Origin of the sequence: Roseovarius sp. MMSF_3359, assembly GCF_030733385.1 — a bacterium.
Lineage (GTDB): Bacteria > Pseudomonadota > Alphaproteobacteria > Rhodobacterales > Rhodobacteraceae > Roseovarius.
Genome location: NZ_JASHJC010000001.1, coordinates 497,398 through 519,639 on the forward strand (window position 1 = coordinate 497,398; position 22,242 = coordinate 519,639).

25 protein-coding genes are annotated in these 22,242 nt (G+C 61.9%); 11 read left to right on the forward strand and 14 right to left on the reverse strand.

Annotated features, from left to right (window positions below):
* Positions 1–57: 57 nt before the first annotated feature.
* Both RBB29_RS02540 and RBB29_RS02545 read right to left on the reverse strand, forming a co-directional pair.
* Positions 58–474, reverse strand: a complete 417-nt coding sequence (locus tag RBB29_RS02540; protein ID WP_306116168.1) for a PaaI family thioesterase — start codon at positions 472–474, stop codon at positions 58–60.
* On the reverse strand, positions 471–1,493 hold the full coding sequence (locus RBB29_RS02545) for a phosphotransferase family protein (RefSeq protein WP_306116213.1): 1,023 nt from the start codon (positions 1,491–1,493) through the stop codon (positions 471–473). The genes RBB29_RS02540 and RBB29_RS02545 overlap by 4 nt, the downstream gene beginning before the upstream one ends.
* Positions 1,494–1,618: 125 nt before the next feature.
* Here RBB29_RS02545 and rpe point away from each other — a divergent pair, with 125 nt between their 5' ends.
* Together rpe and RBB29_RS02555 are read left to right on the forward strand one after the other, a co-directional pair.
* Complete coding sequence (rpe, locus tag RBB29_RS02550; RefSeq protein WP_306116169.1) at positions 1,619–2,305, forward strand: ribulose-phosphate 3-epimerase; 687 nt, start codon at positions 1,619–1,621, stop codon at positions 2,303–2,305.
* Between the two features lie 110 nt (positions 2,306–2,415).
* Positions 2,416–3,696, forward strand: a complete 1,281-nt coding sequence (locus tag RBB29_RS02555; RefSeq protein WP_306116170.1) for an acetylornithine deacetylase/succinyl-diaminopimelate desuccinylase family protein — start codon at positions 2,416–2,418, stop codon at positions 3,694–3,696.
* 320 nt (positions 3,697–4,016) lie between these two features.
* Here the strand turns inward: RBB29_RS02555 and RBB29_RS02560 are convergent, their stop codons facing one another.
* From RBB29_RS02560 to RBB29_RS02575, 4 genes are all read right to left on the reverse strand, one after another.
* Positions 4,017–5,660 carry an FAD-binding dehydrogenase gene (locus RBB29_RS02560; RefSeq protein ID WP_306116171.1) on the reverse strand — a complete coding sequence of 548 codons (1,644 nt, stop codon included), beginning with the start codon at positions 5,658–5,660 and terminating at the stop codon, positions 4,017–4,019.
* 68 nt (positions 5,661–5,728) lie between these two features.
* Complete coding sequence (gene creD, locus RBB29_RS02565) at positions 5,729–7,156, reverse strand: cell envelope integrity protein CreD (protein WP_306116172.1); 1,428 nt, start codon at positions 7,154–7,156, stop codon at positions 5,729–5,731.
* Positions 7,157–7,394: 238 nt separating this feature from the next.
* Positions 7,395–7,589, reverse strand: a complete 195-nt coding sequence (locus RBB29_RS02570; RefSeq protein ID WP_306116173.1) for a hypothetical protein — start codon at positions 7,587–7,589, stop codon at positions 7,395–7,397.
* Between the two features lie 33 nt (positions 7,590–7,622).
* Complete coding sequence (locus tag RBB29_RS02575) at positions 7,623–7,799, reverse strand: hypothetical protein (protein ID WP_306116174.1); 177 nt, start codon at positions 7,797–7,799, stop codon at positions 7,623–7,625.
* A gap of 531 nt (positions 7,800–8,330) precedes the next feature.
* Here RBB29_RS02575 and RBB29_RS02580 point away from each other — a divergent pair.
* Together RBB29_RS02580 and RBB29_RS02585 are read left to right on the forward strand one after the other, a co-directional pair.
* Positions 8,331–9,212 (forward strand): DMT family transporter, encoded by an 882-nt coding sequence (locus RBB29_RS02580; RefSeq protein WP_306116175.1) that lies wholly within the window; start codon positions 8,331–8,333, stop codon positions 9,210–9,212.
* A gap of 141 nt (positions 9,213–9,353) precedes the next feature.
* Positions 9,354–9,482 (forward strand): hypothetical protein, encoded by a 129-nt coding sequence (locus RBB29_RS02585; protein ID WP_306121099.1) that lies wholly within the window; start codon positions 9,354–9,356, stop codon positions 9,480–9,482.
* 99 nt (positions 9,483–9,581) lie between these two features.
* Here the strand turns inward: RBB29_RS02585 and RBB29_RS02590 are convergent, their stop codons facing one another.
* From RBB29_RS02590 to RBB29_RS02615, 6 genes are all read right to left on the reverse strand, one after another.
* Positions 9,582–10,361: a succinate dehydrogenase iron-sulfur subunit gene (locus tag RBB29_RS02590; RefSeq protein ID WP_306116177.1), complete on the reverse strand. Its 780-nt coding sequence runs from the start codon at positions 10,359–10,361 to the stop codon at positions 9,582–9,584.
* Positions 10,362–10,374: 13 nt separating this feature from the next.
* Positions 10,375–10,695, reverse strand: coding sequence for a succinate dehydrogenase (locus RBB29_RS02595; protein WP_306116178.1), 321 nt, complete (start codon positions 10,693–10,695; stop codon positions 10,375–10,377).
* Complete coding sequence (sdhA, locus tag RBB29_RS02600; protein ID WP_306116179.1) at positions 10,695–12,497, reverse strand: succinate dehydrogenase flavoprotein subunit; 1,803 nt, start codon at positions 12,495–12,497, stop codon at positions 10,695–10,697. Before sdhA ends, RBB29_RS02595 begins: the two co-directional genes overlap by 1 nt.
* 18 nt (positions 12,498–12,515) lie before the next feature.
* A complete protein-coding gene (gene sdhD / locus RBB29_RS02605) occupies positions 12,516–12,887 on the reverse strand; it encodes a succinate dehydrogenase, hydrophobic membrane anchor protein (protein ID WP_306116180.1) in 372 nt (123 codons plus the stop codon).
* A gap of 12 nt (positions 12,888–12,899) precedes the next feature.
* Positions 12,900–13,283, reverse strand: a complete 384-nt coding sequence (gene sdhC, locus RBB29_RS02610) for a succinate dehydrogenase, cytochrome b556 subunit (protein WP_306116181.1) — start codon at positions 13,281–13,283, stop codon at positions 12,900–12,902.
* A gap of 314 nt (positions 13,284–13,597) precedes the next feature.
* On the reverse strand, positions 13,598–13,972 hold the full coding sequence (locus tag RBB29_RS02615) for a MerR family DNA-binding transcriptional regulator (RefSeq protein WP_306116182.1): 375 nt from the start codon (positions 13,970–13,972) through the stop codon (positions 13,598–13,600).
* A 116-nt stretch (positions 13,973–14,088) separates the two neighbouring features.
* Here RBB29_RS02615 and RBB29_RS02620 point away from each other — a divergent pair, with 116 nt between their 5' ends.
* The 3 genes from RBB29_RS02620 to RBB29_RS02630 are packed head-to-tail and all read left to right on the forward strand — an operon-like array spanning position 14,089 to position 16,341.
* The gene (locus tag RBB29_RS02620; RefSeq protein WP_306116183.1) at positions 14,089–14,511 is read left to right on the forward strand and encodes a PaaI family thioesterase; all 423 of its coding nucleotides are present in this window, start codon (positions 14,089–14,091) and stop codon (positions 14,509–14,511) included.
* The gene (locus RBB29_RS02625) at positions 14,511–15,020 is read left to right on the forward strand and encodes a PaaI family thioesterase (RefSeq protein WP_306116184.1); all 510 of its coding nucleotides are present in this window, start codon (positions 14,511–14,513) and stop codon (positions 15,018–15,020) included. Before RBB29_RS02620 ends, RBB29_RS02625 begins: the two co-directional genes overlap by 1 nt.
* Positions 15,013–16,341 carry an MATE family efflux transporter gene (locus tag RBB29_RS02630; protein WP_306116185.1) on the forward strand — a complete coding sequence of 443 codons (1,329 nt, stop codon included), beginning with the start codon at positions 15,013–15,015 and terminating at the stop codon, positions 16,339–16,341. Before RBB29_RS02625 ends, RBB29_RS02630 begins: the two co-directional genes overlap by 8 nt.
* 34 nt (positions 16,342–16,375) lie before the next feature.
* Here RBB29_RS02630 and RBB29_RS02635 read toward each other — a convergent pair whose 3' ends face one another.
* Positions 16,376–16,936, reverse strand: coding sequence for a flavodoxin family protein (locus RBB29_RS02635; protein ID WP_306116186.1), 561 nt, complete (start codon positions 16,934–16,936; stop codon positions 16,376–16,378).
* A gap of 110 nt (positions 16,937–17,046) precedes the next feature.
* Between RBB29_RS02635 and RBB29_RS02640 the strand changes: the two genes are divergently transcribed.
* Positions 17,047–18,240: a bifunctional 2-polyprenyl-6-hydroxyphenol methylase/3-demethylubiquinol 3-O-methyltransferase UbiG gene (locus RBB29_RS02640; protein WP_306116187.1), complete on the forward strand. Its 1,194-nt coding sequence runs from the start codon at positions 17,047–17,049 to the stop codon at positions 18,238–18,240.
* 9 nt (positions 18,241–18,249) lie between these two features.
* Here the strand turns inward: RBB29_RS02640 and RBB29_RS02645 are convergent, their stop codons facing one another.
* The gene (locus tag RBB29_RS02645; RefSeq protein WP_306116188.1) at positions 18,250–19,473 is read right to left on the reverse strand and encodes a cytochrome b/b6 domain-containing protein; all 1,224 of its coding nucleotides are present in this window, start codon (positions 19,471–19,473) and stop codon (positions 18,250–18,252) included.
* Positions 19,474–19,645: 172 nt separating this feature from the next.
* On the opposite strand from RBB29_RS02645, the gene fabD reads away from it, so the two are divergent.
* The 3 genes from fabD (at position 19,646) to RBB29_RS02660 (ending at position 22,027) form a co-directional block, all read left to right on the forward strand.
* Positions 19,646–20,590 (forward strand): ACP S-malonyltransferase, encoded by a 945-nt coding sequence (gene fabD, locus RBB29_RS02650; RefSeq protein WP_306116189.1) that lies wholly within the window; start codon positions 19,646–19,648, stop codon positions 20,588–20,590.
* A gap of 53 nt (positions 20,591–20,643) precedes the next feature.
* On the forward strand, positions 20,644–21,381 hold the full coding sequence (gene fabG / locus RBB29_RS02655) for a 3-oxoacyl-[acyl-carrier-protein] reductase (RefSeq protein ID WP_306116190.1): 738 nt from the start codon (positions 20,644–20,646) through the stop codon (positions 21,379–21,381).
* A 412-nt stretch (positions 21,382–21,793) separates the two neighbouring features.
* A complete protein-coding gene (locus tag RBB29_RS02660; RefSeq protein ID WP_085800856.1) occupies positions 21,794–22,027 on the forward strand; it encodes an acyl carrier protein in 234 nt (77 codons plus the stop codon).
* Positions 22,028–22,242: the final 215 nt, after the last annotated feature.

Below are 22,242 nucleotides of genomic sequence, written 5' to 3' on the forward strand. Positions count from 1 at the left end.
TCATATGTCAGTGACACAGATAAGGGCTCCAGTCACTGGAAGGTCAAGGGGGTCAGGTCATTCCATGCGGCGATATCGAAAGACACCGGTGGCCGTCGCGATAATCGTGCCAGCATCATCGCTTACCTTGCCTTCGGCAAAGTAGGTCTTCTGCCCCCCGCCGGTCCGCCATCCTTCGGCGATCAGACGGTTGCCGCTGGCCTGCGCCAGGTAATTCACCGTCAACGACAATGTGAGCGCCATCTGCCGCCGGTCAGGGTCACCGGTATAGCATCCGGCAAAGCCCATGGCGCTGTCCAACAGGGTGGCGTGGACACCCCCGTGCGGCAACCCCTGCCGGTTCATCAGGAACGCGGTCAGCGGAACTTCGATCCGGGCGAAATCCGGTTGCCAGGCGGTCATCTCAAAACCCAGATGCTGTTGCAGCGGATAGCTGTCTTCTATCAGCCTGGGGTCAAGTTCTGGCGTTGTCATTCGCAGCCTTTCGCAGCGGCCAACCCCTGTCGGGCGAAGGCGGGCACATGCGCGCCCAGCCTGAGGGCACGCGCCGGGTCAGAGGCGTTGCCATCCAGCGCGCGTTTCTTCACGCCCTGCAATATCGCGCCCATGCGGAAATAGCAAAAGGCCAGGTAGAAGTTGAAATTCTCTATGTGTTTCAACCCTCTGCGCCTGCAATATGTGTCGATAAACCGGGCGTCACTCCACAAACCGTTCGCCGTGCGATCCACACCGTCCAACCCGCGCCCCTCGCGGCCGGGGGGCATCTGCCATTGCATGATGACACTGGCCAGATCGGCATAGGGATGACCGATGGTGGACAATTCCCAATCCAGAACCGCACGGCATTCGGTCCCGTCGGGCGCGAAAAGCAGGTTGTCGAGACGATAATCCCCATGGACCAGCGTGCGCTGCCCATCATCCTCGGGCAAATGCGCGTCAAGCCATCCGATCAGCGCGGTCATATCCGGCAAATCTTCGGTCAGGGTCGCCTGGTATTGCTGGGCCCAACGGTCCAACTGCCGCTGGTAGTAGTTGCCGCCGGGGCCGTAATCCGCCAAGCCGGTTTTTTCCAGATCAACGTCATGGATCGCGGCCAGAACGCGGTTCATCTGGTCCATCACCACCCCGCGGTCGGCCAGGGCAAGCTCCGGCAGGCGGGGGTCGTCAAAACTGCGCCCCGCGATCTCTTCCATGATGTAGAAGGCGGCGCCGAGGATGCCGTCATCTTCGCACAGGACATGCATCCGGGCGACCGGGACGTCGGTGGCCGCAAGTGCCTTTTGCACCCGGAATTCGCGATCCACCGCGTGGGCGGATTTCAACAGAACCCCGGGCGGTTTGCGGCGCAGGACATAGGTCATGTCTTCCCCGATCAGGCGGTAGGTGGGGTTCGATTGACCACCCTCGAACTTCTCGGCACGGGTGATCGGGCGCGCGCCGGGCAGCGTGGCGCACAGCCAGTCTGAAACCGCTGAAATCTCGTCTGGGGTCATCCGCGCCAACGCCTCTTCATGGGCGAAAGGTGGCACAAAGGCGGCGTGGGATAAAGACCTTGACCTCTGGCATGCGGGTGACGCATTAGCAGGTCACGTTGCCAAGCCCCCGGAGAGTTCACGCCATGACGTTCGACCGCAAGATCAAGATCGCCCCGTCGATCCTTTCCGCCGATTTCGCCAATTTCGGTCAGGAAATTCAATGCGTCGAGGCCGAAGGCGCCGATTGGATCCATGTCGATGTGATGGACGGGCATTTCGTCCCGAACCTGACCTTCGGCCCGCCGCTCTGCGCCGCGATCCGACCGCATATCAAGACGGTGATGGATGTGCATCTGATGATCGCGCCGGTCGATCCCTATATTGACGCCTTTGCGGAGGCGGGCGCCGACATCCTGACCGCGCATCTTGAGGCCGGACCGCATGTGCACCGGACGCTGCAGGCAATTCGCGGTGCTGGCTGCAAGGCTGGTCTTGCGCTCAATCCCGGCACGGGTGTCGAGGACCTGGATTACCTGCTCGACATGGTTGACCTCATCTGTGTGATGACCGTCAATCCCGGCTTCGGTGGTCAGAAATTCATCCACAGCCAGATCGAGAAAGTGCGCAAACTGCGCGCGATGATCGGCGACCGGCCAATTCATATCGAAATCGACGGCGGCATCACGCCAGAGACCGCGCCGCTGATGGCCGAGGCGGGCGCAGATGTGCTGGTGGCCGGATCGGCGGTGTTCAAGGGCGGTTCCGTGCAAAACCCGGCCCCTTATGGCGAGAATATCCGGGCGATCCGGGCCTCGGTGGGCGACGCCTGAGGAATCGCCCGCTCTTCCGGGGTGCTGAGCATCCAGAACGGTTGGAATTCCAGAGAAGAGCTTGCCCGCGCCAGGGCCGCACCCCATAGTCGGTTCCGAGGAGGGCGGCAATGGAATTGGCGGAAAAGCTCAAGGCAGAAGTGGCGGCACGGCGCGACGACCTTGTGGCGCTGACGCAAGACTTGATCCGTATCCCGACACTCAACCCGCCCGGGCAGAACTATCGAGAGATCTGCGATTATCTGGACCGCAGGCTCTTGCGGTCGGGGTTTCACACCGAGCTGATCCGCGCGAAAGGCGCCATCGGCGACAGTGACAAATGCCCCCGCTGGAACATCATCGCCCGTCGCGAAGGCGCGCGCGCCGGGGAGTGCGTGCATTTCAACTCTCACATCGACGTGGTTGAGGTTGGCCATGGCTGGACCACCGATCCTTTTGGCGGCGAGGTGCGCGATGGCCGCGTCTATGGGCGCGGGGCCTGTGACATGAAGGGCGGCCTGGCGGCAAGCATCGTCGCGGCGGAGGCGTTCATTGCCATCTGTCCGGACTATGCGGGCGCGATCGAGATCAGCGGTACGGCGGATGAGGAATCCGGCGGGTTCGGCGGTGTGGCCTACCTGGCCGAGAAGGGGTATTTCGCGCCCTCCCGGGTGCAGCATGTCATTATCCCGGAACCCTTGAACAAAGACCGCATCTGCCTGGGCCATCGCGGGGTCTGGTGGGCCGAGATCGAAACCAAGGGAGAGATCGCCCACGGCTCCATGCCGTTCCTTGGTGATTGCGCGGTGCGGCACATGGGGGCGGTAGTGGCCGAAATGGAGGCAAGCCTGTTTCCCGCCCTGGCGGAGAAACGCACGGACATGCCGGTCGTGCCGGACGGGGCCAAACAATCAACGCTCAACATCAATTCCATCCACGGCGGCGAGGCGGAGCAGGAGGCCGATTATACCGGCCTGCCCTCCCCATGTGTGCCGGATCGCTGCCGGATGGTGATCGACCGGCGGTTCCTGATCGAGGAGGATATCGCCGATGTCGAGGCCGAGATCCGGGCCGTCTTGGACAAGGTTCAGGCGAGCCGTGAGACGTTTGACTACGACATACGCGAATTGCACCGGGTGTTGCCGACGATGACCGACAAGGACGCGCCGGTGGTGACAGCGGCAGCGCGGGCGGTAGAGGCCACATTCGGGCATGCGCCGGATTACGTGGTCAGCCCCGGCACCTATGACCAGAAACATATCGACCGGATTGGGCGGCTGAAAAACTGCATCGCCTATGGGCCGGGTATCCTGGACCTTGCGCACAAGCCGGACGAATATGTGGGGATCGAGGATATGGTACAGTCGGCGCAGGTGATGGCACTGACCTTGCAGGACTTGCTGACGGTGTGATGGCCGCTTTCGGGTAGCGGTTTTCATGGGACGCGCTGCGGGAACAGGTATTTGGTCTGCAATCCTTTTGCAGTGGTTTACGGATAAAGTGGCCCTTCGATCACCATCGCAACATAGGGCATCGCCCGACCGCGGGTGGGCGCACCCAAGTGGTTCATCGCACTTTATGGTGACGTATCCCTCCAACAATCGTTGGGATTGAAACGGTGACGAAGCGCCCGCCCATGGGGCGGTCGGGCGCTGCCCGGCGGTGCTGCGCACCTTGATTCCGGGCGGGGGCAATGTCCGCAATGGGCTCTAAGCGGTCGCTCGTTTTCTACTCAGGCACTTTGTCCTGCCTTCATCCCCGAGAAAACACACCCGCCTAGAAACGTGCCTTCGAGCGCGTTGTAACCATGATAGCCGCCACCGCCGAAGCCGGCGACCTCGCCCGCGGCATAAAGCCCATCGAAAATTGTCCCATCGTCGCGCAAGACCCGCCCGGCAAGATCGGTGTGCAGCCCGCCCAGTGATTTACGGGTGAGGATGTTGAGACGCACCGCAATCAGCGGGCCGTTCTTGGGATCAAGGATGGCATGGGGTTTGGCGGTGCGGATCAGCTTGTCGCCCAGATAGGTCCGCGCGTGGTTTATGGCGTTGATCTGTGCATCCTCTGCCACGGGGTCGTCCAGGGCGGCGTCACGCGCGGCGATCTGGCCGCGCACATGGTCGAGCGCGAGAGGGGCGCCGGGCATCAGCCGGTTCATGCCCGCCACGAGGGTTTCGAGGTCATCGGCCACGACGAAATCCGTACCCTTCTCCTTGAACGCTTCGACCGCGCGGGTGGCGCCTTTGCCCAGCCGTTCGCGCAGGACGTTAAGCCATTTGCCGGATGTCAGGTCGGGGTTCTGTTCGCTGCCTGACAGGGCAAACTCCTTTTCGATGATCTTCTGCGTCAGGATGAACCAGCTATGCTCATGCCCGGCGGCGAGGATGCGTTTGAGCGTCGAGAGCGTGTCAAAGCCGGGCATGCAGGGCGGCTCCATCCGGTCGCCATTGCCGTCAAGCCAGACCGACGAGGGGCCGGGCAGCACCCGAATGCCATGGTTGGGCCAGATCGGATTCCAATTGCGCAACCCTTCGCAATAATGCCACATCCGGTCTTCGTTGATCGCCCCGGCACCCGCGGCCTTGGCCACGGCCTGCATCTGTCCATCGACATAATCCGGCACGCCGGAGACCATATGCGCCGGTGGCTCTCCCAGCCGGTCACGTGGCCAAAGGGCGCGTACCGCGTCATGGTCGCCACCGATCCCGCCTGACGCCACCACGATGCTTTCGGCTGCAAAAGAGAACTCGCCTGTTACGTCCCGCGTCGTCGACGCCCCGCGGGGCGCGTAATCCACGTCAAGGATCTCTCCGGAAACGCCGGTTGCGCGGCCGTCGGTGACATCAATCCGGGACACGCGGTGGCGAAAGGCGTGGCGCAGAAGGCCAATGTCGATCGCCGCATTGGCCAGACGGATGAAGGGGGCAACAACGCCTTCGCCGGTGCCCCAGGTGATGTGAAAACGCGGAACGGAATTGCCATGACCACCCGCCGCCGCGCCGCCGCGTTCGGCCCAGCCCACAACCGGGAACCACCGCATGCCCAACTCGCGCAGGTAGCTGCGCATCGTGCCGCTGGCAAACTCCAGATAGGCATCGGCCCATTGCCGTGGCATGTCGTCTTCGGGGCGGTCAAACTGCGCGCTGCCGAGCCAGTCCTGCCGTGCAAGTTCCGGGCTGTCGCGGATACCCATGCGGCGCTGTTCGGGGGTATCGACCATGAAGAGGCCCCCAAGGGACCAAAACGCCTGACCGCCCATGGATTGCGGTCCCTCCTGGTCGATGAGGATGACGCGGCGACCGCGATTTGTCGCTTCATGTGCCGCGACGAGGCCTGCCAATCCACTCCCGATAATGACTACATCGGCCTTAATCATGGCCCGCTCCCCAACACAATTGACCCCAGCCTAGCAAAAGGCCGGGGTCTTTGGACAGGAAAGTTTTGTTAACCCTGCGGCACCGGCGCTTCGGGCGGCGCGGCGGGTGGGCGGCGGAACCAGCCGCGACCGGATTTTGCGGTTTTCTCACCATACCAGTTTTCGTTGCGCGTGGCGTACATAGTGCCGGCCACCGCGGCAAAGGCCAGGACCGACCCCGCCAGGAGCGCGTAATCGGCACTGCGCAGGATTAGGTAGAGCACCGCGTAAAGCAGGGTCAGGAGCAGCCCCAGCACGACTGTCCGCTTGCCGAGCGCAAGGGCGGTAGCGCCATAGGCCGTGACCAGCGTGACCGTCGCCGCACCGGAGATCAGATAGGCCAAGCCAAAACCCAACTGCTCGGCCAGGGCCAGCATCAGCAGGAAGAAAGTCGACTGCGCGAGGCCAACCAGCAGGTATTGCACCGGATGGGTCGGGCGTTTGGCCTGTCCTTCGATCAGGAAAATGGTCAGGAAGGTCAGCGCGATGAACATCAGGCCATAGCGCGCTGCGCGATAGGATTTCTGATAAAAATCATTCGGCTGGTAGAAATCGACGCCAAAGCTGGCGGCATGGCGGGCGGTGTGTTCCTGGCTGCTGCGCGACACCTGCGGCAGCGGGCGCGCCAGATGGGGGATCAGCCAATGCGCCGAAAACCCTTCGTCAGAGATCTCAGGGTCGGTCGGAAGAAAAGCACCGCGAAAGGACGGATGCGCCCAATCGCTGGTCATGGTCACTTCGCTGTCACGTCCCACGGGCGCGATTGAAAGGGAATGCGCGCCGTTGAACCCCAGCAAGAGCTTGTAGCTTCCCTGCTTGCGCGGATCACCCGTCGGCGCGCGCAGGCCCCCGGTGCTGTTGTCGCCGGGGGCGAGCGGCTCGATCTGGAGCGGCTTGGCATCGGCGGTCAATTCGGCCACCCCGCGGAGCGCGTGGTTAGAACTGACCCTGAGTTCAATTTCGGCCTTGTCCCACATTGCCACCTCCTTGCCCCGCAATGCGTCGGCAATCAGTTCGGTCGGAAAGTCAAAACTCATCTCCGCCGCGGCGGTATAGACCGGCACAGTGAAAATGCCACGATGGCGTTCCTGCGTCGTGGTGTCGATCCTGGTCGTGAACTGACCGGGATAGAGGTAGACCGGATCGCGGTTGACCGTCTTTTCCACATCGACATGCCGAAAAATCGGCTTGTCATTGTCGTTAAGCCTCTGAAGGCCGCTGAGCGGGTCGAGCACCGGCTGCTTTTCCCGCACGGTGACGGTCTCCTGCACCGGCACGACCAGGACCGGCCCGCTAATCAATTGCCGGCCGCCCCATTCCTGACCGACGCTGTCGCGGGTGAGACGGTTGTAATTGGCACGATCATTGATGATCTCGCCGACGAAGAGGATCGGGATGAACATGAGGAGGATGAGAAAGCCGACGGTGATGAACCTCAGGCCGGGGGATCGTAGCATCTTTGCACTTCCTTGCTGATGAATGTCTCCCAGCATTAGGGGTGCAACTGTGCAGAGGCCGTCGGGGCGGTCGTGCAGATTTTCAGCAGATTTCGGTGTTTGGCGATCTAAGGGGAAAGGTTGGATGCATCGGCGGAATCCATCCCCCGTATGGGGCACGGGCAAGGTTTGGTGCCGGTTCGTAGTCCCAAAAGGGTCATCGGGTGGCCGGAGGGCCACCCGGATCAGTCGTTTGCGGTCAGGCCGCTTGTTTCACGCAAGTTACCCGTTGCGGCGACACCTTGCGGCGGGTCGAGAAGACCAGTTGCCGCTGACGGCGCTTCGCTGATTTGCGGGCCTCTGCGAGGACAAAGAGGTTGCTTTCGCGTTGTTTCAGGATCTCGAGAGCGATCAGGCGGTTGGCGCGGGCTTTTTCAAGAAGATTGGCAGACATATTCGTTTCCTTCGGATGTGCGGTGGTAGTGGGTTACGCGGTCAGGCCGCAGGTCAGGAGAACATGTGTACTGGGCAAAACCTTCGGGGAGGCACAGAGCTGGTTTTTGCGTTTCCGCCAGGCGCTCAGGTCGATCACGTTGTCGATGGACGCAAGGACGCTACGGCGGGGACGCGCATTTGTATTTGCGGTGTTTGTGTCGGTCTTCATCAAGTTACCCTCCAGGTAATTCCGAATGTGCCGTTGACCGGCGGTATCGGCTCGTTTTTTGGGGTATCTCGGGCTTGGCGATTGCGGTGCCAAAACTGTTCCTTGATACCCTGATTTGGGTTGGGGGAAACCAAGAGCACTTGCAAAGTCACGTTTGTACTGAACCGCTTGAATTGAGATCTTTCTGCGGCTTGAATATGACTTTGAAACTAAAAGGTGACATGAATTCAACGAGTTAAAGGCTTTTTGGTGGCGCTAACAACAATCTCCTGCCTTCGGTTCCGATTGTCTTCAATCTATCTAAAATTGTGTCGGTTTTGGCTGGATGATGACGGTTTCCCGTGGGTTTTACGGAGCTGTCGCATCATTTTTTTGAGCGTATTTCGGGATTTCTGCGGTGATTTAGCGGAAATGGGGCGTAATTTGGCGCCTCGGGCGCCCAAATCGCGGGGGCCGATGGGCATGGAATACGACAATATGGCGGTCGGAGACAGGACAGACGACCGCGCGGCGCCGTGATCGTCTGCACAAATGCCTATCGACAATGATTTCACCCCCCGGCGCCTGACCCTGATCGACGTCGCGATGGGGGTTGGCGTGGCGCTGACCTGGGGGCTCGGGATTGTCTTTGCCAAGGCGGCGATTGCGCATTTCCCGCCGATCCTCCTGATGGCGTTGCGGTTTTCGGTTACCGCGCTGGCGTTGGTCTGGTTCGTGAAGGTGCCGCGCGGGCAGCTTTGGGCGCTCTTCTGGATCGCGCTGGTATCGGCAGCATTGCAATACAGCATGACCTATTCGGGCCTGAAGGGGCTGGATGCCGGCGTGGCCGCCTTGGTGGTACAGCTAGAGGTGCCGTTCCTGGTGCTGGTCGGGGCGGTTTTCCTCAGGGAAAGACCGGGTTGGCGCAAATGGGCCGGTATCGCGCTGGCCTTTTTGGGCGTCTACCAGATCGCAGGGGAGCCCCGGATTTCCGCGGCGTTGGGCTCGGTAATGCTGGTGATCGGGGGCGCATTCGTCTGGGCGGTGGGGCAGGCGATGATCCGGCGGCTTGAGGATATCGACGGGCTGACGGTGACGGCCTGGGTCGCGGTCATGGCCACGCCGCAGCTGTTCGCCGTCTCCTTCGCGGTCGAGAGCGGCCATTGGCAGGCCATCCAGAGCGCGGGATGGATTGTCTGGGCAACGGTGCTCTATCTCGGCCTGGTGATGACCGCGCTGGGCTATGGGCTCTGGTACACGCTTGTGCGGCGCAATCCGGTCAGCCAGGTCGCGCCCTTCCTGCTCCTCCTGCCGGTTTTCGCCGTCCTGGGCGGTTGGGTGTTCCTCGCCGAAGAAATGTCATTCAGAACGCTTCTGGGCGGTGCCGTCGTGATCACGGGCGTCGCGGTTATCCTGACCGACAGGCAAGGATAGATCGGGCTTTGACAGCCGCTGATCCGTTTGCCATCGCTCGCACCGTCCGCGCCTGCTGCCTTGCTGAAAGCGGGCGGCTGCCGCAGTTGGACCACCAAAGGCAGCCGGACGCGCGACGAACTCGGCGGCAATGACGACCATATGACAGAGGGGTTTCTGCTCGCGGACGAAGGGGTGCCGAACCGGCCCGATACGGTCGTTTACGATGCTGATACGCAAATCACCGGTGTGAGTGGTTCGATGGTGGATGACCGGCGCTATTGCCGTTGACGGGGATCAGATTAACCATTCCTTCACCGCCAACGGGGTACGGCAATAGCCGCGACGCGTCACAAGTGCCAGATCACCTGAAACCGGCGAAACGCGGGGTCAGACCGCGCGTTCCACCATCATCTTCTTGATCTCTGCGATCGCCTTGGCCGGGTTAAGGCCCTTGGGGCAGGTCTTGGTGCAGTTCATGATCGTGTGGCAACGATAGAGCTTGAACGGGTCTTCAAGGTTGTCGAGGCGCTCGCCGGTATGCTCGTCGCGGCTGTCGATGATCCAGCGATAGGCGTGCAACAGGGCGGCGGGCCCGAGATATTTGTCACCGTTCCACCAATAGCTGGGGCAGGAAGTCGAACAGGACGCGCACATCACGCATTCGTATAGCCCGTCGAGTTTTTCGCGGTCTTCAATCGACTGTTTCCACTCTTTCGCGGGCCGGTTCGTCTTGGTCTCCAGCCACGGCATGATCGACGCATGCTGCGCATAGAAATGGGTCAGGTCCGGGATCAGGTCCTTGACCACGGGCATGTGGGGCAGGGGATAGATCTTCACATCGCCCTTGATCTCATCCATCCCATAGATACAGGCCAGCGTGTTGATCCCGTCGATATTCATCGCGCAGGACCCGCAGATCCCTTCGCGGCAGGACCGGCGGAAGGTGAGCGTCGGGTCGATCTCGTTCTTAATCTTGATAAGCGCGTCGAGGACCATCGGCCCGCAACTGTCCATATCGACGAAATAGGTGTCCACGCTGGGGTTTTTGCCGTCATCGGGGTTCCAGCGATAGATCTGGAACTTGCGGACATTGGTGGCGCCCTCTGGCTTGGGCCAGGTCTTGCCCGTCGTCATGCGGGAATTCTTGGGGAGTGTCAGTTGGACCATGTTCTCAACTCCTTCATATGCCAAGCACCTTGATGCCGTTCTCGGCAATACATGTAACAGCCTCGGGGCGCTGGGCAATCTCCAGCACGGTTTCGACCGTGGATTGATCGACACCGGTGACCGACGCACTGGCGATCCCGATGATTTCGCGGGCCGACGCCGCGTCGATGATGCAATCGGTAATCGGCGCCGCTTTCAGGCCCGGAAACTTATCCTGAACCACGCCATTCACCACCGCCTTGGCCCGATCCCGCGCCACCGCATCGGCGGCGTCATTGGCCGCCGCACAGCCGCTCAGCGTTGCCGCGGCCAGGATCATCACCATGGGACGCATCAGAACGTGCGCTCCTTGGGGGCAATTTTCTTGAGGCTGATGCCGCCCTCTTTCTCGGTGGTCAGGGGATCTTCGATGATCGGGCGGTAGCTGAGGTCGACGTTTTTGCCATCAACACGGGCCACGGTGTGGACGCGCCAGTTTTCGTCGTCGCGTGTGGTGTGATCCTCGTGGGCATGGGCGCCGCGGCTTTCCTTGCGGGCCTCTGCCCCGGCGATCGTGGCTAGCGCGTTAGGCATGAGGTTCGTAAGCTCCAGCGTCTCCATCAGGTCGGAGTTCCACACAAGGCTGCGGTCGGTGACCTTGATATCGTCGAGCTTCGCCGCAATCGCGTCCATTTTCTTGACGCCCTCGGCAAGGGTCTTGGACGTCCGGAACACGGCCGCGTCTTCCTGCATGGTGCGCTGCATCTCCAGCCGCAAATCGGCGGTGGGTGTTGCCCCATCGGCGTTGCGCAGCCCGTCGAAACGATCGAACGCCTTGTCGACTTCGGCGGCGTTCGTGGCGGGTATCGCACCATCGCGATCGACGACCTTGCCGGCGCGGATCGCGGCGGCGCGGCCGAACACCACCAGGTCAATGAGCGAGTTCGAGCCCAGACGGTTGGCCCCGTGCACCGACGCACAGCCGGCCTCGCCCACGGCCATCAGGCCCGGGACCACCGCATGGGGATCTTTCTTGGTCGGGTTCAGGACCTCACCCCAGTAATTGGTCGGGATGCCGCCCATGTTGTAATGCACCGTGGGCAGAACCGGGATCGGCTCTTTGGTCACATCCACACCGGCGAAAATCTTGGCGCTTTCCGAGATGCCCGGCAGGCGCAGGTTCAGCGCCTCGGGCGGCAGGTGGCTGAGGTTCAGGTGGATGTGGTCACCCTGATCGCCCACGCCGCGTCCCTCGCGGATTTCCATCGTCATCGAGCGGCTGACATAGTCGCGCGGCGCGAGGTCCTTGTATTGCGGCGCGTAGCGTTCCATGAATCGCTCGCCCTCGGAATTGGTCAGGTAGCCACCTTCGCCGCGGGCGCCCTCGGTAATGAGACAGCCGGAACCGTAAATTCCCGTCGGGTGGAATTGCACGAATTCCATATCCTGAAGCGGCAGACCCGCGCGGGCGACCATGCCGCCGCCATCGCCGGTGCAGGTATGGGCGGAGGTGGCCGAGAAATAGGCGCGGCCATAGCCACCCGTGGCCAGCACAACCATCTTGGCGTTGAAGACATGCATCGTGCCATCGTCGAGCTTCCAACAGACCACGCCGGTGCAGGCGCCGTCGGTCATGATGAGGTCGATGGCGAAATATTCGATGTAGAACTCGGCATTGTTCTTGAGCGATTGGCCGTAGAGCGTGTGCAGAATGGCGTGGCCGGTGCGATCGGCAGCGGCGCAGGTGCGCTGCACCGCGGGGCCTTCGCCGAACTCGGTGGTGTGGCCGCCAAAGGGCCGCTGATAGATCTTGCCTTCCTCAGTGCGCGAAAACGGCACGCCGTAATGCTCCAGCTCATAAACCGCCTTGGGCGCCTCGCGCGCGAGGTATTCCATCGCGTCCGTATCACCCAGCCAATCCGAACCCTTGACGGTATCGTACATGTGCCATTGCCAGTGGTCCGGCCCCATGTTGCTGAGCGATGCGGCAATGCCGCCCTGTGCCGCAACGGTGTGCGAGCGTGTCGGGAACACCTTGGTCACACAGGCCGTGCGCAGACCCTGTTCGGCCATGCCAAGCGTGGCGCGCAGACCGGCACCACCGGCACCGACGACCACGACGTCATAATCATGCGTCTCGTATTCGTAAGCAGCCATTCGTCTAAACTCCGGTCTTTAAAGGGCGATCTTGGCGATGGCGAAAAGGCCCGTGGCCATCGCGCCGTAGGAAAGGCAGGTGAGCAGGATGATCGACACCTTCTGCGCGGTGCCATGCACGTAATCCTCAAGCAACACCTGCGCGCCATCGCGGAAATGCTTGAAGCCCACGATGATCGTGAGCGCCGCGATGATGGCCGGGAAGGGGCGAGAGAAGGTCGCCAGCACCTCTTCGTGGGAACTGCCGAGGGCGGGGCCCACGGTAAAGACAAAGAGCGGCACCAGGATCAGGAGCGCCACGCTCGACATCTTCATGGCCCAGAAATGATGAACGCCGGACTTGGCGGAACCCAGGCCCACGGCGCGTTTGCGGTCGGTGAGATAACGCATCGACTGGCCTCCTCAGATCGCGATGACGGTGAAGAGGGTCAGGCAGACCGACCCGATGATGACCATCCAGCCTAATGCCTCGGCCTTGTCGATTTCGAGCATCATCGCATTGTCCCAGATCAGGTGCCGAACCCCGGCCAGCGTGTGATACCAGAGCGCCCAGACCGAAAGGAACATGATGAGATCGCCGAACCAGCTTGTGACAACCGCATCGGCCACGGCGAAATATTCGGGCGATGTGGCCGCGGCCAGGAACCACCAGACCAGCATCAGCGCCGCCAACAAAAGGGCGTTGCCGGTGATCCGGGTCAGGATCGAGGTCATCGAGGTGAGTTGTGGCCGGTAGATTGTCAGATGTGGCGAAAGCGGGCGTTTGCCCCTGTTCACGTCAGCCAATGTATCGCTCCTATGTCTGTCGCTAGCCCGAAAGTGCCGCTGGCATCCGAATGCCGCAGGCGCAGCATCCCATAAAAGGCCATATTAACGTGCCTGACGCGCTTGCCCAGCAGAAAATCCGGGTGATATCTGGCAAATTGTCGCGTAATTGATGGTTTGTGATCACGTTGTAAATGCTGTGATCACAAATATGCGATCACAGGTCTTTGCTGCTGTGAAATCCGGCAGAAGGTTATTGTCCCGGCGTGGGGTGGATAGAAATTTCAGAGGTTTGTGTTGGAAAACCTGCGGGGATCACGGGGCCGTTCGTGGCCTCAACCCTTGTCCAGCGACGCCTTGGTTTCGTCGCGCAGGGTCTGCAACTCGTCGATGGTCTGATCTAGCTGGCTGCGCTGATCGGCCAGTTCGGACAATTGCCGGTCGGCCAGTTCGATCCAGCTTTGCATCTGCGCTTCGGTGCCTTCGTGTTCATAGATCAAAAGCCACTGGCGAATTTCCTCCAGTGCAAAGCCGAATTTGCGCCCCCTCAGGATCAACGTCATCCGGGCACATTCCCGCGGGCTGTAGAAGCGCGACCGGCCCTGGCGTTCGGGCTGCAGCAGTTCGATATATTCGTAGTAACGAAGCGTACGCGGCGTCACATCGAATTTGGCGCACATTTCCTTGAAGGAAAGTTTGGTATCGGACATCGTTTTGGCTCTCCCGACTCCAAGGGTAAATTCAACCGCGCCCCGGCGCAACAGGTGCTCTTGCGGCACCGCCGATTAAAGGCTCATAAAGGGGCAAATTGGTGAAGGAGCGCCGGATGAGCGTCGATAAAACGAAATTGGCCAGTCAATTCATGCAGGCCCTGCCGCATGCCAGGGCGCTTGGCATGGAGTTGACCGATATCGGCGACGGCAAGGCCGAGTTCGCGATGAATTATGATGAGCGGTTCATTGGCGATCCGGAAACCAAGGTCATCCACGGTGGGGCCGTCTCGGCGCTGATGGATACGTGCTGCGGGGCGGCGGCGCTCAGCCATCCGGCAAACAAGGGCAGCACCGCGACCATCGACCTCAGGATCGACTACATGCGCCCGGCCACGCCCGGCCAGAGGATCAAGGCGCAGGCGGAATGTTATCATGTCACCCGCTCGGTGGCCTTCGTGCGTGCCCGGGCCGTGGATGACGATGAAAGCCTGCCGGTGGCTACCGCAACCGGCACCTTCACCGTGGAGGGTAAGTGATGGCCCGAGCCAAGCCCGAACCCGTTCAAGTGGTCAAACAGCGGCGCGATGCGGCGCTCAAGGCGCTGGTCGATGGCATTCCCTATATCCGCTTTCTCGGGATTGAATTCGAACGCCGCGGGGATGAGTTGACCGCCGTCATGCCCTTTGATGACAAGCTGATCGGAAATCCGATACTGCCCGCGCTGCACGGGGGCGCCACGGCGGCGTTTCTGGAGGTGACGGCGATCATCGGCCTCAGTTGGTCGATGCTTTGGGAAGAGATCGAAAGCGGCGCGTTCGATGCCGAGGAACTGGTCAGCGGTCAGATGCCGCGCCTGCCCAAGACAATCGGGTTTACCGTCGATTACCTGCGTTCCGGATTGCCGCGCGACGCCTATGCGCGGGCCAAGGTCAACCGGTCCGGGCGGCGCTATGCCAGCGTTCATGTCGAGGGCTGGCAGGACAATCGCAATCGCGCCTTTGCCCAGGCCACCGGCCACTTCGTGATGCCGCGCCGCAATGGCTGACACGGCGGACGCGGCCGACGCGGTGACCCACCGCCGGGTTCTCAACATCGCCCTGCCGATCGTGGTGGCCAACGCGACGATTCCAATCCTCGGCATGGTTGATACCGGGGTGGTTGGGCAGTTGGGCGAAGCCGCACCGATTGGCGCGGTGGGGATCGGCGCAATCATCCTGACGGCACTCTACTGGGTTTTCGGGTTCCTGCGGATGGGAACAACCGGCCTGACCAGCCAGGCCAAAGGCGCGGGCAAACCCGGCGAAATCTCCGCCATGCTGACCCGCGCGCTGATGATCGGGCTTGCAGGCGGGTTGGCGATCATTGTCCTGCAGGTACCGGTGTTCTGGGCCGCGTTCGAGGTCTCACCAGCCAGCGCCGAGGTCGAGGCATTGGCGCGCGACTACATGCAGATCCGCGTTTTCAGCGCGCCCGCGATCATCGCGATGTATGGCGTCACAGGCTGGTTGATCGCGCTGGAACGGACGCGCTCGGTGTTGGCGATCCAGCTTTTGATGAATGGGTTGAATATCGCGCTCGATCTTTGGTTCGTTCTGGGTCTTGGCTGGGGCGTCGAGGGCGTCGCCTGGGCAACCTTCATCGCGGAATGGTCCGGCCTGGCGCTTGGGCTGTGGCTTTGCCGGGATGTTCTTGACAACCCCGCCTGGCGCGACTGGGCACGTATCTTTGACGCGGCGCGCCTGCGGCTGATCTTCTCGGTCAATTCGGACATTCTCCTGCGGTCGCTCATGCTCGAGACGATCTTTGTATCGTTTCTGTTTCTCGGCTCCGATTTCGGTGATGTGACGCTCGCGGCCAACCAGGTCTTGCTGCAATTCCTGCACATCTCGGCCTACGCACTTGACGGATTTGCCTTCGCCGCCGAAGCCCTCGTGGGTCAGGCCATGGGCGCCCGGGACCGCCCCCGCCTCAGGCGCAGTGCAATCATGTCGAGCCAATGGGGGCTGACCATCGTCCTGGTCGTCGCCGGCGCGTTTGCGTTCTTCGGCGGGGCAATCGTCGATCTGATGGCCAAGGCGCCGGACGTACAGAACGCGGCGCGGTCCTACCTTGTCTACACGGTCCTAGCCCCGGTCGTCGGATTGGCCGCGTTCATGCTGGACGGTATCTTCATCGGGGCAACACGGACCCGGGACATGCGCAACATGATGGCAGTCAGCCTGGTGATCTACGCCATCGCGGTGGCCATCTTGATGCCGATGATCGGCAATCATGGCCTCTGGACCGCGCTACTCATCAGTTTCATTGCGCGGGCCGTGACGCTTGGCCTGCGCTACCCGGCGTTGGAGGCATCGGTCGCCCGTTAGGTTGCAGGCTGCGGAGGCGTCCTCATCGCTTGTCTTACCTTGCCTCGCGCCAGCGCGCGGCAGCCGCGGCAATCCGTGCGCCAAAGCGACGGGCCGTTTCCATGTCGCCCGCACCAATCATTTCCCGCTTGTCGCGCGAGGATGTTGCCATAAGCCCAAGATGGCTGCCATCGCGGTTGAGGTCGGGATGTTGCGGTGCCACCGGCGCGCCGATCTGGTTGGGCCCAACCCAGATCATCCCCATCTGCGCCGCATAGACCGCCAGCCGCATCAGCGTGTTGAGCTTGTCCCCCGACGGATAGGTCGCAACCGTGAACCCGCCCGCGATCTTGTCGGCCCAGAGTTGGTCCGGCCACCGGTCTGAGGCCTCTTCGAGAAACCGATCAAACCGGGCGGCGCTGGAACCCATGTAGGTCGGGGTGCCAAAGAGGATCGCATCGGCGGCATCCATCGCGGCCCAGTCGTCTTTGCCGATTTCTTCCACATCAATCAGCCGGGCCGAGGGCATGCCTGCCGCCACCGCTTCGGCCAATCGCTTGGTGTGGCCGTTGCCCGAGAAATAGGCGATGGCAATTGCAGGATCACGATGTTTCATGTCCGCGACGCTGCCCGAGCACGACGTGAAAGACAAGGGTGCGGAATGGGTTTTGCAATTGCCCCGTGTTGCGGCCTATCTTGCGCGCCAGGATCAGGCATGAGGCGGTGATGAATCAGGTCAAGGACCAATACGAGGCGTATCCCTATCCGGAACGCAACCCCAAGGATGAGGCAAAGCGCCTGATCAGCGGCTCGCCTTCCCACCCACTCGAGATCGACCATTTTCTCTTTGCCGGGCAGCGGGACTGGACGAAGCCCCTGCGGGCCCTGGCGGCGGGGGGCGGTACCGGTGACGGGCTGATCCAACTGGCCCAGATGCTGACGCAGACCGGCAAGTCTTACGAAATCACCTATGTCGACCTGTCGCGCGCGTCGCGCAAGGTGGCGGAGGCACGGGCGGCGGCGCGGCAGCTCAAGAACATCCGCTTTGTCACTGGCAGTCTTCTGGATGCGGCGGATCTGGGCGTGTTCGACTATATCGACTGCTGTGGTGTGCTGCACCACCTGCCGGAACCGGTCGAAGGGTTTCGGGCGCTGCGGGCGGCGCTCGCCCCAGAGGGCGGGTTGGGGTTTATGGTCTACGCGCCCTATGGCCGGTCCGGAGTCTACCCGCTGCAGGAGGCATTTGGTGCGCTCCATGATGGCCTGTCGCCCAAGGAACGGCTCAAGGCCGCGCGCAAGATCGTCGCCGCCCTGCCCGAAGGCCACCCGTTCAAGGGCAACCCCAATCTGGGCGATCACCATGACAGCGACGCGGGTTTCTATGATCTTCTGTTGCATTCGCAGGACCGGGCCTTTGACGTGCCGGATCTGATCGACACCATGACGGAGGCCGGATGGGAATTGAGTGGCTTCACCATGCCCGCGCTTTATGACCTGTCGCGGATCACCGAGGTGCCGGATCATATCGACGAGGTGCGGGCGATGGCGGTGGCCGAAAAACTGCGCGGGACGATCAAGACCCATGTGGGCTACGCCGTCCCGGCGGGCCAGGGCCAACAGGCGGCAAGCGGCAAGAACCGGGCGCTGGTGCCGCACCTCAAGGGGGTGCAGCCGCAAGCACTTGCGCAGGCCGTGGCGCAGGGCAAGGCACCCAAGCTGAATTTCGCCGGGATCGACGCGCAATTGCGCCTGCCCAAGGCGGCGGCACCGCTGATCGCCGCAATTGATGGGCGGCGGAGCCTGAGCGACATCGCGCAGATGACGAAAACCGACCCCATCGGCATGGGCGCAACCTGGGCCAGGGTCGAGGCCGAACTGGCCGGCTGGGGCATCCTGCTCTATTCGGGGATACTGCGCTAACGGGCTTGGCTACCGGGTCGCGGTGAGCTCGAAGCTGACCTCTACAGCAAAGCCGAGCGAGCCTTCGTCCTTCACATCTGCCCCGATGCCGAAATCGCGGCGGTCCACGCTGAGCGATCCGCTGGCGGTGGCGGTATCGTTTTCGATGTTCAGCTTGAACGGCATTTCCACCGGGACGGATTGGTCGCGGATGGTCAGGGTACCTGTGGCCACATGCCCGCCATCGCGGGCAATGAGATCGGCGGCGAAAACTGCTGTCGGATGCGTGCCGGTGTCGAGATATCCGGCGCCCTTGGCCTGATCCGTGACCGAACCGAGGCTGAGCGAGCTGGTGGCAATCGTGACCTCGACCGCGCCGTGTTTGCCGGCAGAATCGGGCGTTTCGTCATAGGTGATGTCGGCGGTCCAATCCGCAAACTGACCGGTGACGGCCGATCCCAATTGCTGCACCGAAAGGGCGAGCGTTCCTTCCTGAACCTGCCAGTCGCTTTCGACCTCGGCCAGGGCCGCAGGTGCGTCAGTCGCCGCGTGTTTGCCCGAGAACCAGCCCAAGGTTGACGCACCACCGAGAGCCATCGCCCAGATCGCCAGTGCAGTCACAAACGGCAGCGCGTGGTTTGGCTGTTGTGCGGTGGGCTCCGCCGGGGCGTGACCGGGCAGCATCCGGCGCAGCGTTGCGTCCCGGTCGATGACATGGTGTTTCAGCGCCCCGGCAATATGGAGGCCAATGGCCCCGAGGAGGATCCATTGCAGTACGTAGTGCAACACACCGGTCAGTTCGGCCAGGCCGGGATCTTTTGGCACGAAGGGCAGTGATTGCCCGAAGGGCCACCAGATCGGCGCAAATCCCGTGGTGGCCGCATGATGAACCCAGCCCGAAAGCGGCACCGCGACAAGGGAGCCATAGAGCAGCCAATGCACGGTTTCGGCCAGCCATGCTTCGGGCGCATTATCACCGTTCAGGAGGCCGGGCTTGGGTTGACCCAATGCCCAGGCGATACGGGCGAGGGCCACGAGAAACACCGTGACGCCGATCGTCTTGTGCAGGGAAAAGAGCGTGGCCGTCAGGGTGATCGTCGCCTCATCAGGTGTGGCGGACGGATCCTCTAATCCATGGGCCAGGTTGCTTGCGATAATGCCCAAGGGGATAGCCGACAGGATCAGCAGCGCGGTCAACCAGTGGAACGTCTTGGCAACGGCGCCATAGGTCGTGTTCGTGTTGCGAAGTGCCATGTTTTCCTGTCCTCTTTTCGCGTCTTGCGGAATGTAACGCACCGCGCGGGATCGGCAATCGCAACCTGTGCACATGTGTCGTGCAATGATGCGTTTGCGGGGGCTTGGGCGTTGCCTATGGCGTAGAGGCGCGGTATCCGGGAGAAACGATAATAAAGGAGGCAAGGGACAGATGAGCCGAGCATTCGTATTTCCGGGACAGGGCGCGCAAACGATCGGGATGGGCAAGGCGCTAGCCGATACCTACCCCGAAGCCAAGGCGGTTTTTGACGAGGTGGACGAGGCGCTTGGCGAAAAGCTCTCGGATCTGATCTGGGAGGGCGAGCAGGAAACCCTGACGCTCACGCAGAATGCGCAACCGGCGCTGATGGCCACATCTCTGGCCGCGATGCGCGCGCTTGAGGCCGAAGGGGTCAACATCACCGCCGCGTCTTGCGTGGCGGGCCATTCGCTGGGTGAATATTCCGCATTGGCGGCTGCCGGGGCGCTCAGCGTGGCTGATACGGCGCGTCTCTTGCGTATTCGTGGCGAGGCGATGCAGAAGGCCGTGCCGGTGGGCGTCGGTGCGATGGCCGCGCTTCTTGGGCTTGATTTCGAGACTGCCGGGCAGGTTGCCGAGGCCGCGGCCCAGGGCGAGGTGTGTCAGGCCGCCAATGACAATGATCCCGGGCAGGTCGTCGTCTCCGGTCACAAGGCGGCGGTCGAACGGGCTGTGGATCTGGCCAAGGAACGGGGGGCTAAACGCGCCATGCTGCTGCCCGTCAGTGCGCCGTTTCATTGCGCCCTAATGGAACCCGCGGCCGAGGCGATGGCAAAGGCCCTTTCGGAAGTTGACATTATCCGCCCCGCCGTGCCGGTCGTGGCCAATGTGGTGGCCGACAAAGTCGACGATCCCGCGGAGATCCGCCGGCTTCTGGTCGAGCAGGTCACGGGCTCCGTGCGCTGGCGCGAGAGTGTGGCTAACATGGGGTCTGCTGGTGTGACCGAAATTTGGGAGATCGGCGCGGGCAAGGCTCTGTCGGGGATGGTGCGGCGGATTAATCGCGATATCGCCTGCCGGACCGTCGGGACGCCCGACGAGGTCAAAGCCGCCGCCGAGGCGCTGCAGAACGGCTAAGCCGCAAAGCGCCGGCAATTTGGAAACGGGACAGTTTTGAAAGGACCAAAGGGATGTTCGATCTTACAGGGAAATGCGCACTGATCACCGGCGCATCGGGTGGCATCGGGGGCGCCATTGCACGGGCGTTGCACGATGCGGGGGCGACCGTTGCGCTGAGCGGCACGCGTGTTGAGCCGCTTGAGGCGCTGGCCGCCGATCTTGGTGAGCGGGCGCATGTCCTGCCCTGTAACCTGGGCGATCCGGAAGCGGTCGATGCCTTGCCGAAACAGGCGGCGGAGGTGATGGGCGCGGTCGACATCCTGGTCAACAATGCGGGCATCACCCGCGATCAGATCTTCATGCGGATGTCCGATGACGAATGGCAGAATGTGATCGACGTCAACCTGACCGCGACGATGCGCCTCTGTCGCGGCGTCATGCGCCCGATGATGAAGGCACGCTGGGGCCGGATCATCAACATCAGCTCCATCGTGGGCGCCACGGGCAACCCGGGGCAGGTGAATTACGCGGCCTCCAAGGCGGGTATGGTCGGCATGACCAAATCCATCGCCGCCGAAGTGGCCAGCCGGGGCATCACCGCCAACGCGGTTGCTCCGGGTTTCATCGCCACGGCCATGACCGACAAGCTCAACGATGACCAGAAGGAAAAGATCAATGCGCAGATCCCCGCGGCCCGGATGGGATCGGCCGAAGAAATCGCCGCGGCAGTTCTTTACCTGGCCAGTCCCGAGGCCGGTTACGTCACCGGTGCCACCTTGCATGTGAATGGCGGGATGGCGATGCTCTGAAGCCTTTCGCGGGAATCATCGGCGACGGGTTCGCCGCTTGGGGAAGGGGTGTGCCACGCGAAAACCTTGGTGCTTTGCCATATGCCGGATCGTGTTGATGGTTGTTTGCACCCGTTGGCGGCTGCGAATTGGCTTGAGATTTCAGTTTCTTACCGCAGTGCCGTGACAGTGAACCGTTCGTTGCCCCCCTTGCAATTTCCGCGGGATTGCCCAATTTGGGAAAACATTTGCCAAAGGCGCGCCATGTGCTATAGGCGGCGCAGATTGGCCTAAGGGGCGGTGCAACATGCCCTGTGGCAGCCCTTCGATGGGCGACAAGAGCCGCCCGAGGGGGCAAGTATCAAGGCCGTTGCCCTGCTGGGGTGGAGGCAAAAACGGGCCAGGGCGCCCAGCAGACTATGAGGATTATGACATGAGCGATACCGCAGACCGCGTAAAAAAGATCGTTGTTGAGCACCTGGGTGTTGAAGAAGACAAGGTGACAGAGAACGCCTCTTTCATCGACGATCTGGGCGCAGACAGCCTGGACACGGTCGAACTGGTCATGGCTTTTGAAGAGGAATTCGGCATCGAGATCCCTGACGACGCCGCCGAAAACATCCAGACTTTCGGTGATGCGGTCAAATTCATCTCGGACGCTTCCTAAGCTACAGACGCCAAGTGCGTTTCAAGGCCCTGCCATTGGCGGGGTCTTTCTTGTTTGGAAGGGACGGTAGAAAGTCTTTTCTGAACAAGACATCCTTGCTCGGGATCGAGTCGTGTAGCATCGCCGGGCAGCGTCCGACCGTCCCATGGGCGTGCGCTTCGTTGGCGTTGCAAAAACGTCAAATGTTGGAGGTGCTCGTCGCCATAAAATGCGAT